The organism is Micromonospora sp. DT68 (assembly GCF_049847245.1).
Lineage (GTDB): Bacteria > Actinomycetota > Actinomycetes > Mycobacteriales > Micromonosporaceae > Micromonospora > Micromonospora profundi.
The window spans coordinates 517,731-529,694 of record NZ_JBNCNZ010000001.1; the positions used below are offsets into that span (position 1 = coordinate 517,731).

Genomic DNA, 11,964 nt, shown 5'->3' on the forward strand with positions numbered 1-11,964 from the left:
GACGGCGACGGTAGTTTCAGGAACGTTGCAGCCACGTTGCGCGCGGAAGGTCGTACTCACCGGAGAGCTGGTCGATGCGGGCCAGCGCGAGGGGCCGGCGCGGCGCGGCCACCGGCAACGCCCGCGCCAGGGCCTGCCACGCGGCCAGGTCGTCGACGCCGGCCGGCGTCGCGGTCCAGGCCGCGAGCAGCGCCGGGTCCGCGGCGGCCAGCACCGCCGCGCGGAGCTGGCCGTCGATCAGCCGGCGCAGTCGCGTCACTCCCGGCGCGTCCGAGCTGGGCAGCAGAGGCCCGGAGTACGCGTCGAGGGCTCCCACCGGATCGCCCAGGTCCAGCAATCGGGTGATGGTGGTGAAGTCGGCGTGGATGGTGCCGCGCAACCGGTACGGGCGGGAGTCGAGCAACTCGGCGCCGAGCACCCGGCGCAACCGGGACAGCTCGGCGCGCACTGTGACCGGGTGGAGCCGGTCGTCGCCGTACAGGTCGAGGCCGAGCTGTTCGCCGGTACGCCCCTCCGGGTGGTGCAGCAGCAGCACCAGTAGTTCGCTGTGTCGGCGGCCGAGCCGGATCACCCGGCCGTCGATTCGTAGCTCCGCCTCGTCGCGGCCGAGCGCGGTCACCGTGGCGACACCAGGCTGCGCCGGTCGGTCGACGGCGAGTTGCGCCTCGGCGGCTCGGGCGGTGGCACGGACCAGCGCCAGGCTGTGCGGGTTGGCCAGGTGGTCCCCGCCGGTGATGTCGATCGCGCCGAGCAGCCGTCCGGTGGTGGGGTCGTGGATCGGCGCGGCGGCGCAGGTCCAGCGCTGCACGGGGCGGCTGAAATGTTCGGTGGCGAAGATCTGCACGCTGTGGTCGACGGCCAGCGCGGTGCCGGGCGCGTTGGTGCCGGCGTGCGTCTCGTCCCAGCGGGCGCCGGGCACGAAGTTCATGCGCTCGGCATGCCGGAGCACACCCGGATGCCCCTCGACCCAGAGCAGCCGCCCGTACGCGTCGCAGACCGCCATCAGGTGCGCGCCGTCCTGGGCGGTGCCGCCGAGCAGGTCACGGAACAGCGGCAGCACCCGGGCCAACGGGTGGGCGGCCCGGTATGCGGCCAGGACGTCGTCGGCCAGGTCGACAGGCGGGGTGGCCTCGGGGTCGAGCCGTGCCGAGCGTTCCCAGGACCGGCGGACCACGTCCCGCACCCGATGCGGTGCGGCGCCGGTGAGGAATGCTTCGTGGGCGGCGCCGACCTGCGCGATCCGTTCCACCGGATCGACGCCGAATTCCAGGGCGAGCCACGGGTCAGCCATCGGCGACCTCCTCGGCCCCATCGTGACGCAGCTCACGTCTGATCGCCAACTGCCGAAAGCGTCCGGGACGCACGACGCACACCGCGTTTGACGGGGAGGAAGGCGGCAGCTCCTGGTAGCGGCGGTTTGTCGGCCGGATGACGGCGTGGAGGATGGCTCCGGCGGGTGCTTACAGAACCCTTAACCCGGGCCTGCGACGGTATGCGGGCAATGCGAACCACGGGGGAGCGGAATCGTGCGGGTGTTGGTGGCGGACGACGAGAGGTTGTTGGCGGACACCGTGGCCGAGGGGCTACGGCGGTTCTCGATGGCCGTCGACGTCTGTTACGACGGTGACGGTGCGCTGGAGCGGATCGGCGTGAACAGGTACGACGTGGCGGTGCTGGACCGGGACATGCCCGGCCACACCGGCGACGAGGTGTGCCGCAGTATCGCCGGCTCCGCCGTCGGCACCCGGGTGCTGCTGCTCACCGCGGCGGCTGGCATCCGGGACCGGGTGGAGGGTCTCGGCCTCGGCGCGGACGACTACCTCACCAAGCCGTTCGCCTTCGCCGAACTGGTCGCCCGGGTGCAGGCCCTCGGGCGGCGGTCCACCCCGGCGCTTCCGCCGGTGCTCGCCCGGGATGGCGTGGTGCTGGATGTGGCCCGGCACCACGCCACCCGGGACGGCCGCCCGTTGGCGCTCAGCCCGAAGGAGTTCGCCGTGCTGCATGTGCTGCTGCGTGCCGGCGGGCAGGTGGTGAGCGCGGAGGACCTGTTGGAGCAGGCTTGGGACGAGTTCGCCGACCCGTTCACGAACGCCGTACGGGTAACCGTCATGACGCTGCGCAAGAAGCTCGGTGACCCGCCGGTCATCCACACGGTGCCAAAGGCCGGTTATCGCCTCGGCGGGCCGGCGTGAGCTGGACTCCCCGCCGCCGGGTCCTGCTTGTGGGTCTGCTGGCGCTGCTCGCCGGGCCGGTGCTGCCGGCGGTCGGCAACCGGCTTACCGGACTGCTGTGGAATCGCGGCCTACAACTCTGCGGTCTGCCGTTGCCCGGTGTGTCGGAGTCCTGCGCGCAGGCGGGAAGGAGCGCGTTCGTGCTTCCCGTGCTGTCGGTGGTGGTCGTGACCGTGGCGGCCCTGCTGGCGCTCTGGTTCGGGGCGTCGTGGTGCCTGCGCCCGGTGCGTAACCTCGCCGAGCCGATCCGGCACCTCGGCCCGCAGAACCTGGGCCACCGCATCCGCCCTCGGGGCAACGACGAGCTGGCCCAGCTGGCGCGGGCCATCGACGAGATGATGGAACGCGTCTCCGCCGGGTACGAGGGGCAGCGGCGGTTCGCCGCGAACGCCTCCCACGAGCTGCGTACGCCGCTCGCCGTGCAGCGGACTCTTATCGAGGTGGGCATGGCCCGGTCGCTCACCCCCGAGCAGTTGGAGTTGCTCACCGGCCAACTGCTGGAGACCAACGAACGTAACGAGCGGCTGATCGAGGGCCTGCTGGCGCTCAGCGAAAGCGACCAGGGGCTGCGGGCGCGCATCCCGCAGCGGCTCGACCACCTCGTCGACGGGGTCCTCGCCGGCTACCAGGACCGGGCCCGGGAGGCAGGCGTGACAATCGAGAGTCACCTCGCGCCGAGGGTCGTCGTCGGTGAGCGGGTGCTTCTCGAACGCCTTGTCACAAACCTTGTGGAGAACGGGATCAAGTACAACCGGCGCGGCGGCTCGCTGACCGTCACAGTCGGTTCCGCGCCCGCGCTGACAGTCGTCAACACCGGTCAGCCCGTACCGGCTGAGGCTGTCGCGGGCCTCTTCGAACCGTTCCGTCGTCTCGCCCGGGACCGTACCTCGCACGGCGGTGGCGCTGGCCTCGGCCTGGCAATCGTCCGCTCGATCACCCAGGCGCACGACGGCACCATCGCCGCCCGACCCGCCGAGTACGGCGGGCTGCGGGTGGACGTCCACCTACCCGCAGCGACCTGACACCACCCACACCGTTCCGGGAGCCGAGCCCCTCGGCACCCCACCTCCGGCGTGCCCGAAAAACGACCGACGCGGTCCGGGCCGTGACAAAGGAGTTCGATGTCATCCACAGCTGGCCCCGTCCGGGCCGATGTCGAGGACGCCGCCCGCTGGCTCAGCGGCCGGGTGATCCGTACCCCGGTGCTGCGCTCCCCGGCGATCGACCTGCTGGCCGGTGGCCGGGTCCTGCTCAAGGCGGAGAACCTGCAAACCGGTGGCTCGTACAAGATGCGCGGTGCGCTGCGGGCCGTCGGCAGGCTCGCCGCCGCCGGCCACACCGGGGTGATCGCCCAGAGCACCGGCAACCACGCGATTGCTGTGGCGCTGGCGGCCCGCCAGCACGGCCTCGCGGCGACAGTGGTGCTGCCTGTCGACGCCGCGGCGACGAAGGTCGACCGGGCCGGTGCCGCGGGGGCGCGGGTCGTGTTCGCGGGCACCGGCGTCGACGAGCGGGCGGCGATGGCGTACGCGCTCCGCGACCAGACCGGCCACCCGGTCGTCGACGCGTACGACCACGCGGACGTGATCGCCGGGCAGGGCAGCGCCAGCCTTGAGCTGATCGAACAGGCCGAACGCGCCGGCACCCCGCTCGACGCGATAGTGGTGCCGGTCGGTGGCGGCGGCGGGGTGGCGGGTGCCTGCCTGGCCGCCGCCGGCACCGGCATCACTGTGTACGGCGTCGAGCCGGTCGGCTGTGACTCGCTGGCGCGCAGCCTGTCCGCGGGCGAGCGGATTCCGGTCGCGCCGGCGCCCACCATCGCCGACGGGCTGCGGCCGTCCTGCGTGGGTGAGCTGCCGTTCGCGATCCTGCGGAGCGCGCTGCACGGCGTCGTCCGTGTCGACGACGAGCAGATCGCCTCGGCGTTCCGGCTGCTGCTGATGGAGCTGAAGGTGCTCGTCGAGCCGTCCGGGGCGGCCGGCCTGGCCGGCGCGCTCCGGCTGCGGGAAGAGCGGGCCGGCGGTGCGCTCGGGGAGCGGACGGTAGGCGTGGTGCTGACCGGCGGAAACGTTGAGGCGGAGCTGGCAGCCCGGTTGACGGCGCCCCGGCTCGCGGAGTTGACGACTGTGGAAGGAGCGGCGGCATGAGTGCCCCGATTCGGATCGGAATCCTGTTCGGTGGGCCGTCGGCGGAGCACGAGGTCTCCTGCTCCTCGGCGCTTGGTGTGGTCCGGGCGCTGGCCGGTGGTGGGTACCGCACGGTCGCCATCGGCATCACCCGCAGCGGTGGATTCCGCCTGCTGCCCGACGCGCAGCTTGCCGAGTTGCGGGACCGGCCTGCCGCCGATCGGGCCATCGACGACCGGTTGACAGTGACCGGGCCGGCTGTCGAGCTGCGGTCCGGCCCCCGCCCGGGGACCGTGCAGGTGTGCGCCGGCAATGCCCCCGGGGCGGTGCACGCGGAACTCGACGTGGTCTTCCCCGTGCTGCACGGCCCGTTCGGCGAGGACGGCGTGGTGCAGGGGCTGCTGGAGCAACTGGACGTGCCGTACGTCGGGTGCGGCATCCTCGCTTCCGCCGTGGGCATGAACAAGGTGGCGATGAAGCGGGCTCTGCGGGCCGAGGAAATCCCTGTCACCCCGTACGTCGCCTTCGACGCGTACACCTGGCGGGAGACCGCGGACCCGGAGAAGCTTGTGCTCGGGCTGCGCCGACCCCTGTTCGTCAAGCCCGCCAGCATGGGCTCGTCGATCGGCATCTCCCGGGTCGGCGAGGGCGACGACCTGGCCGCCGCCGTGGAGGAGGCGCTGCGGCACGACAAGCACGTCATCGTCGAGCAGGGTGTCGCCGGCCGGGAGTTGGAGTGCGCGGTGCTCGGCGGCTGGCGGCCGGAGGCGTCGGCGGTGGGCGAGGTACGCGTCGCCGGCGGCTGGTTCGACTACCAGCAGAAGTACTTCGGCGACAGCGATCCGATGATCGTTCCGGCGGTGCTGCCCGACGAGGTGACCGAGCGGGTCCGCGAGTTGTCGCTGCGCGCGTTCGCGGCGATCGGCGGGTGGGGGCTTGCCCGGGTGGACTTCCTCTACGACGAGACGACCGGCGAGCTGTACGTCAACGAACTCAACACCATGCCCGGCTTCACCGCGCACTCCATGTACCCGAAGGTGTGGGCGGCGACCGGCGTCGGCTATCGCGAGGTCGTGGAGCGTCTGGTGGCGTTGGCGCGTACCCGACATGCGGAACGCGTCGCGACCAGCGGGAGCGTTCGATGATCCTGCTCTCCGACCCCCGGGTGGCGGCGGTGCCCAGCGCCGACGACGGCGATCCCCTGGTGGACCTGCGCGAGTTTCCCGAGCTGCGGCTGGACGGGCGTGCGGCCGACCGCGACGGGGCGTACGCCCGCCTGCGCGCGGGTGTCGCGGACCGGTTGCTGGCCGCGCAGCGCGCGCTGCCCGCAGGGGTACGCCTGCTCGTCATCGAGGGATACCGGCCGTACCGGGCGCAGTTGTCCATCTTCACCGGCTACCGCGACGAGCTGCGCCGACGGCACCCGGACTGGCCTGCGCAACGGCTGCACCGGGAGACGAGCAAGTTCGTCTCGCCGGTCGAGGTCGCCCCGCACACCACGGGCGGCGCTGTGGACCTGACCCTCTGCACCGTCGACGGCGTGGAGTTGGATCTCGGCACTGCCGTGGACGCCACCCCGGAGGACAGCGCCGACGCCTGCTTCACCGACGCACCCACAATCGGGGCCACCGCTCGCCGGCACCGGCAGCTCCTGGCGGACGCACTCGGTGGTGCCGGGCTGGTGAACTATCCGACCGAGTGGTGGCACTGGTCGTACGGGGACCGTTACTGGGCGCTGATGACCGGGGCCCCGCACACCCGGTACGGGCCGGTTGACCTTGCCGTCGCGGCGACGGCTGAACGGTAGGGCCCTCCCGTCCGTACCAGGCGGTGAAAGAACACCACCGAGGACGGGAGTGACGGCGATGAGGGTGCAGCGCAGGCACGTGCTGGCGGCGACCGTGGCGGTGCTCGCCGCGGCGGGTGTGGCGGTGGGAACCGGGTTCGGGTTCGCCGGCACGGCCCCGGCACGGCAGTCCGCCTGCTCCGGGTCGGTCACGTTCTCGGCGGAGGCCGGCGCGCCGGCGGCGACAAGTGACAGGTTCCCGGTGGGTACCCGGCTGCGGGTGACCAATCTCGACAACAACCGGACGGCCACCGTGACGGTGAGCGGTCCGTCGGGCAGTTGTGTGCTGCTCAACGCCGCCGCCATGGACCTCGTCCGCGAGCCGGGCAAGAACGTGATCCGCCGCAACGTCGTGGAACGGCTCGACGGCGCAGCCCCGCCCGCCGCAGCCCCGCCCGCCGCCGCGCCGCCCGCCGACACGGTACGCCCCGGAGCGGCGTCTCCCGCCGCGTCCGGACCGGCACCCGGCTCGGTGTGCTCGGGTGCGATCACCTTCTTCGAGGAGGCTGCCGCGCCGGCGGCGACAAGCGATCGGTTCCCGGTGGGTACGCGGCTGCGGGTGACGAACCTGGACAACAACCGTGCGACCACTGTGACGGTGACCGGCCCGTCGGGCAGTTGCGTGCTGCTCAACAGCGCCGCGATGGAGCAGATCCGCGAGTCGGGCAAGAACCTGGTGCGCCGGAATACGGTCACGGTGCTCCGCTGACGCGTTAGGAAGGGCCCCTTCTTATGCACCAGGCGTTAAGAAGGGGCCCTTCCTTCGGGTCAGGCGAAGGCGGCTTCGAGGATGTCGGCGCCCCGGGTGAGGTGGTCGTCGGAGATCACCAGTGGGGGCAGGAAGCGCAGCACGTTGCCGTACGTGCCGCAGGTCAGGGTGAGCAGGCCGGCGGCGTGGCAGGCGGCCGAGATCGCCGCCGTGGCGACCGGGTCGGGGGTGAGTGAGCCCGGCTGCACCAGCTCGACGGCGAGCATCGCGCCGCGCCCGCGTACCTCGGCGATGCGGGGATCCCGCTCGGCGATGGCCCGTAGCCGGGGGACCAGCACCGACTCGATCCGGCGGGCCGCGCCGGCCAGGTCCAGCTCGTGCAGGGTCTCGATGGTGGCAAGCGCGGCGGCGCAGGCGATCGGGTTGCCGCCGTACGTGCCGCCGAGCCCACCGACGTGCACCGCGTCCATCAGCTCCGCCCGACCGGTCACCGCGGCCAGCGGCAGGCCGCCGGCGATGCCCTTGGCCAGTGTGATCAGGTCGGGCTCGACGCCCTCGTGCTCGCAGGCGAACCAGTCGCCGGTACGGCAGAAGCCGGTCTGGATCTCGTCGGCGACGAACACCACTCCGGCCGCCGTCGCCCAGGCCCGTAGCGCCGGCAGGAAACCGGGCGCGGGCACCACGAATCCGCCCTCGCCCTGGATGGGCTCGATCAGCAGCGCGGCGACGTTCTCGGCCCCGACCTGCTTCTCGACCATCTCGATCGCCCGCGCCGCCGCCTCGGCCCCGGGAAGCCCGCCGTCGCGCAGCGGGTACGACATCGGCACCCGGTAGATCTCACCGGCGAACGGCCCGAAGCGGTGCTTGTAGGGCATGTTCTTCGCTGTCAACGCCATCGTGAGGTTGGTCCGGCCGTGGTACGCGTGGTCGAACACCACCACCGCTGGCCGCCCGGTGGCATGCCGGGCGATCTTGACGGCGTTCTCGACAGCCTCGGCACCGGAGTTGAACAGCGCCGAGCGTTTCTCGAACCCACCCGGCGTCAACGCGTTGAGCTGCTCGCACACCGCCACGTACGACTCGTACGGCGCGACCATGAAGCAGGTGTGGGTGAACCGCTCGACCTGCGCACGGACCGCCTCGACGACCTTCGGTGCGGCGTTGCCGACGCTCGTCACAGCGATGCCTGCGGCGAAGTCGATCCACTCCCGCCCGTCGACGTCGGTGATCGTCCCTCCGGCAGCCCTGTCCACATATGACGTGATGACGCTTCCGACGCCTCGCGCGACCGCAGCGCCACGCCGCTTGTGCAGGTCCTCCGAACCCGGCACGGCGCCGACCTTCGGTCGCGGCTGCGGGGCTCGCAAACCCGGCTCACTCCTCGCGCTCACGGTTCAGCCCTCGATGTTGTGCATGACGTGCTTGATCCGGGTGTAGTCCTCCAGGCTGTAGACCGAGAGGTCCTTTCCGTGCCCGGAGTGCTTGAAGCCGCCGTGCGGCATCTCCGAGACGAACGGGATGTGCGTGTTCACCCAGACGCAGCCGAAGTCCAGCCGTCGGGTCATCCGCATCGCCCGGCCGTGGTCGCGGGTCCACACCGACGCCGACAGGCCGTAGTCGACGCCGTTGGCCCAGCGCACCGCCTCGTCCTCGTCGGAGAAGCGCTGCACGGTGATGACCGGCCCGAACACCTCGTCCTGGATGATCTCGTCGGCCTGGCGCAACCCCGAGACGACTGTCGGCGCGTAGAAGTAGCCGCGCTCGCCCTGCTGGGACCCGCCGGTCTGGATCGCCGCGTGGTCCGGCAACCGGTCGACGAAGCCGCTGACCCGGGCGAGCTGGTTGGCGTTGTTCAGCGGGCCGTAGAGCACGTCGGCGTCGTCCGGGGCGCCGGTCCTGGTGTTGCGGGCCTGCTCGGTGAGCGCCGCCACGAAGTCGTCGTGGATGCCCGGCCCGGCCAGCACCCGGGTCGCGGCCGTGCAGTCCTGCCCGGCGTTGAAGTAGCCGCCCATCGCGATGGCCTCGGCCGCCGCCGCCACATCAGCGTCGTCGAAGATCACCACCGGGGCCTTGCCGCCCAGCTCCAGGTGGGTCCGCTTCAGGTCGGGCGCCGCCGCGGCGGCGACCTCCATGCCCGCGCGGGTCGAGCCGGTGATCGACACCAGCTGCGGGGTCGGGTGCGACACGAGAGTACGACCGGTGTCCCGGTCGCCGCAGACCACGTTGAACACCCCCGGCGGAAAGAACTCGGCGGCGATCTCGGCGAGCAGCAGCGTCGACACAGGCGTGGTGTCCGACGGCTTGAGGACCACCGTGTTGCCGGCGGCGAGCGCCGGGGCGATCTTCCAGACCGCCATCATCAGCGGGTAGTTCCAGGGCGTGACCTGGGCGCACACGCCGATCGGCTCGCGCCGCACGTACGAGGTGTGCCCCGCCATGTACTCGCCGGCGGACCGACCCTCCAGCAGCCGGGCCGCCCCGGCGAAGAAACGGAACTGGTCCACCGCGGGCGGCAATTCCTCGTCGGCGGTGAGCTGGCGCGGCTTGCCGGTGTTGCGGACCTCGGCGTTGACAAGTTCGGCCGCGCGGGCCTCCACGGCGTCGGCGAGCTTGAGCATCGCCCGCTGCCGCTCGGCCGGGGTGACCTCCCGCCAGCTTTCGAAGGCGGTGGCGGCGGCGGTCATCGCCGCGTCCACGTCGGCGGCACCGGAGACGGGTGCCTGGGCGAACACCTCACCGGTGCACGGGTCGATCAGGTCGGCGTACCCGCCATCGGCCGGTTCGACGTAGGAGCCGTTGACGAAGTTGCGCAGCTGCTGCTGGTCACTCATGGCGGGACTCTCCGAGGGGGCCGGGTGCGGTCTACGGCGGTTATCGCAATCTGCCTGCCATCTTCGCTACTGAATCCGCGGCAGACAAGGCCTGTTGCGACTGTTTCCGTCGACCACGGGTCACCTCGTGCGGCTGGCCGCCTCGCGCGTCAGTCGGCCTGCCAGGTGCCGTCGTCGCGGACCCGGGCGGGCGCACGGCCGAGCAGCAGTGTGGTGAACGCGGCGTCGATGGTGTCGCCGAGAAACCACTCGCCGGCCTGGTCCAGAGCGAAGACCCGGCCGCGCTCGTCGACCGCCAGGATGCTGTCCTGCTGCTCGGTGCCGAGCGGAAACAGGCGTACGCCGAGCACCCGACCGAAATCGGCGAGGGTGTCGGCGGTGTGCGCCATCGTGTGCGGACGGATGTCGAAGCGGGAGATCCACACCTGCTCGCCCCGGCCGCGTCGAGCACCGACCAGGCTGGGAAATGTGGTGATCGCCTCCACGGCGGCGGGAAAGACCTCGTGTCCCGGCACGGCGGTGATGTCCCGGACAGCGGCGGCGGCCATGATCTGGTCCCCGATGTGCGGGCCCCACCCGGCGGCGACGAGCGCGTTGGCGACCTCCGGCGGGAAGCGCCCCGGATCAGGGTCCGGTGCCGCCGGCGCCTGCCAGGCTTCGATGTAACCCCGTGCCGAATCCGGCAACACGTTCGCGCGTACCAGGAAGGCGAGGCACGAATCGCAGGGCCGGTCGGCGGGGCCACCCGCCGGGTCGCCCGGTTCACGGATCCGGAAGACCTCGAACCGCGCGCCGTCCAGCAGCGCCGCCGCCTCGCCACGACCCATCGGTGCGATGCCCTCGGCGGCTCGTCGGTGGTCGTACTCGTGCAGGACGTCGGAGACCACTATCAGCTCGGCATGTGCCTCGACGCCACGGACCAGCTCGCCGGGAGGCTGCGCGTCCAGGTACGAGCGGACCAGCGGGTGATGGTTCAGCGGTACGTCGCCCTTGACGCCCTGCGCCGTCCAGATGCGACCGTCGATGGTCAGATGCGCCACGGTGTTCGGGGTGGGGACCCGGTGGATCTCGCGGGGCAGCAGGCTCGACGGGTCAACAGTGCGCGGAGCGGCGGGGCCCGTGGGTTGGCTGCGGCGGTACATCTCCGCCACCACATCGCTCGGCACCCGGGGCCAGGTGGTGACCGTGCCGGTCTGCTTGTCGATGACTGTCGCAGGCAGGTCGCCGGGGATCGCCCGCACCTCGGTGGGCACGACTGACGTGATGACGTAGCCGAGGTCGAACTCGTCGACCATGGCCGTGCACTCGTGGCCGAGCCGCTGCGAGTCGCGGCGGGCCCAGGTGGCCGCGAGCTGCTCGGCCTGTTGTCGGTCGATCACGCATCGAAACTACCGGACCACACGGATCGATGGCAGCCGGTATCGTCTCGCTCTACCGACGGTGACGGGAGGGGCGGCGGTGAGCGAACGCGTGGACCGGGACGCCAATCGCGAGCTACGAGCCCGATTCGATGACGTGTACGGGCAGTACCAGCAGCTCCGCTCCAATCTGGACCATCTGGCTGCCCGGCTCGCCGAGCTGCGGGTGACCCGGCGGTCCAGCGACGGGATGGTGACCGCGACGGTCGGCGCGCGGGGCGAGTTGGTCTCGCTCGACCTGGCCCCGGCCATCTACCGCGACCGGGACGCCACAGCGCTGAGCCGAAAGATCACCGAGACGGTCAGTGCCGCCGCGTCCGCCGCCGCTGCCGCCACCCGTGACGTCGTCGCCGAGACCGTACCTGCCGGCTCCGGCTCGGTGGACTTCCTGCGTACCGGGGATTTCGGCGCATTGCTCGGCCGCGCCGACGCGGTGTTCGGCCGCGGTGAGGGGTCGGCATGACCGACGGGCAACTGTGGCTCGACCCGGCCCGCGCGCGACGAGGCGGGGCCGACCTGGCCTCGTCCGGCGCGGCGGTGACCGCCCGCCGGGCGGCGGAGGGCGGCGAGATCGAAACCGCCAGCGGCGACCGCCCATGGGGCCGCGACGACATCGGAGCCGCGTTCGAGCGGAACTACCGGGGGATCGAGCAGACCGTGCTGCGGGCCTGGGCGGGCGTCGGGCACCGGCTCACCGAGCTGGGCTCCGACGTGGTCCGCGCGGTCGACGCGAGCATGCGGACCGACCGCGCCAGCGCTACCCGGCTCGACCGGGCCGCCGACAAGCGCTGACTGTGGGTCGA

At 72.0% G+C, this 11,964-nt stretch carries 12 protein-coding genes; 8 read left to right on the plus strand and 4 right to left on the minus strand.

Annotated elements, in window-relative coordinates:
- Nucleotides 1-16 precede the first annotated feature (16 nt).
- Nucleotides 17-1,291 (minus strand): GAF domain-containing protein, encoded by a 1,275-nt coding sequence (locus ACPXB1_RS02505; protein WP_425734730.1) that lies wholly within the window; start codon nucleotides 1,289-1,291, stop codon nucleotides 17-19.
- A 235-nt stretch (nucleotides 1,292-1,526) separates the two neighbouring features.
- Between ACPXB1_RS02505 and ACPXB1_RS02510 the strand changes: the two genes are divergently transcribed.
- The 6 genes from ACPXB1_RS02510 (at nucleotide 1,527) to ACPXB1_RS02535 (ending at nucleotide 6,912) form a co-directional block, all read left to right on the plus strand.
- The gene (locus ACPXB1_RS02510) at nucleotides 1,527-2,192 is read left to right on the plus strand and encodes a response regulator transcription factor (RefSeq protein WP_355597318.1); all 666 of its coding nucleotides are present in this window, start codon (nucleotides 1,527-1,529) and stop codon (nucleotides 2,190-2,192) included.
- Complete coding sequence (locus ACPXB1_RS02515; RefSeq protein ID WP_425734731.1) at nucleotides 2,189-3,253, plus strand: sensor histidine kinase; 1,065 nt, start codon at nucleotides 2,189-2,191, stop codon at nucleotides 3,251-3,253. Before ACPXB1_RS02510 ends, ACPXB1_RS02515 begins: the two co-directional genes overlap by 4 nt.
- A gap of 99 nt (nucleotides 3,254-3,352) precedes the next feature.
- Nucleotides 3,353-4,378 (plus strand): threonine ammonia-lyase, encoded by a 1,026-nt coding sequence (locus tag ACPXB1_RS02520; protein ID WP_355597322.1) that lies wholly within the window; start codon nucleotides 3,353-3,355, stop codon nucleotides 4,376-4,378.
- The gene (locus ACPXB1_RS02525; protein WP_425734732.1) at nucleotides 4,375-5,502 is read left to right on the plus strand and encodes a D-alanine--D-alanine ligase family protein; all 1,128 of its coding nucleotides are present in this window, start codon (nucleotides 4,375-4,377) and stop codon (nucleotides 5,500-5,502) included. Before ACPXB1_RS02520 ends, ACPXB1_RS02525 begins: the two co-directional genes overlap by 4 nt.
- Entirely contained in the window at nucleotides 5,499-6,164 is a 666-nt protein-coding gene (locus tag ACPXB1_RS02530) for a M15 family metallopeptidase (protein WP_425734733.1), read from the plus strand. Before ACPXB1_RS02525 ends, ACPXB1_RS02530 begins: the two co-directional genes overlap by 4 nt.
- Nucleotides 6,165-6,222: 58 nt before the next feature.
- Nucleotides 6,223-6,912 (plus strand): hypothetical protein, encoded by a 690-nt coding sequence (locus tag ACPXB1_RS02535; RefSeq protein WP_425734734.1) that lies wholly within the window; start codon nucleotides 6,223-6,225, stop codon nucleotides 6,910-6,912.
- 59 nt (nucleotides 6,913-6,971) lie between these two features.
- Here ACPXB1_RS02535 and gabT read toward each other — a convergent pair whose 3' ends face one another.
- The 3 genes from gabT to ACPXB1_RS02550 all read right to left on the minus strand — a co-directional run bounded on the left by gabT (nucleotide 6,972) and on the right by ACPXB1_RS02550 (nucleotide 11,122).
- Nucleotides 6,972-8,279, minus strand: coding sequence for a 4-aminobutyrate--2-oxoglutarate transaminase (gene gabT, locus ACPXB1_RS02540; protein ID WP_425734735.1), 1,308 nt, complete (start codon nucleotides 8,277-8,279; stop codon nucleotides 6,972-6,974).
- A gap of 27 nt (nucleotides 8,280-8,306) precedes the next feature.
- A complete protein-coding gene (locus ACPXB1_RS02545; protein WP_355597331.1) occupies nucleotides 8,307-9,743 on the minus strand; it encodes a gamma-aminobutyraldehyde dehydrogenase in 1,437 nt (478 codons plus the stop codon).
- A gap of 149 nt (nucleotides 9,744-9,892) precedes the next feature.
- Nucleotides 9,893-11,122, minus strand: a complete 1,230-nt coding sequence (locus ACPXB1_RS02550) for an SUKH-3 domain-containing protein (RefSeq protein WP_355597333.1) — start codon at nucleotides 11,120-11,122, stop codon at nucleotides 9,893-9,895.
- 79 nt (nucleotides 11,123-11,201) lie between these two features.
- Here ACPXB1_RS02550 and ACPXB1_RS02555 point away from each other — a divergent pair, with 79 nt between their 5' ends.
- Both ACPXB1_RS02555 and ACPXB1_RS02560 read left to right on the plus strand, forming a co-directional pair.
- A complete protein-coding gene (locus ACPXB1_RS02555; protein ID WP_355597335.1) occupies nucleotides 11,202-11,624 on the plus strand; it encodes a YbaB/EbfC family nucleoid-associated protein in 423 nt (140 codons plus the stop codon).
- The gene (locus ACPXB1_RS02560; protein ID WP_355597337.1) at nucleotides 11,621-11,953 is read left to right on the plus strand and encodes a hypothetical protein; all 333 of its coding nucleotides are present in this window, start codon (nucleotides 11,621-11,623) and stop codon (nucleotides 11,951-11,953) included. The genes ACPXB1_RS02555 and ACPXB1_RS02560 overlap by 4 nt, the downstream gene beginning before the upstream one ends.
- Nucleotides 11,954-11,964 lie beyond the last annotated feature (11 nt).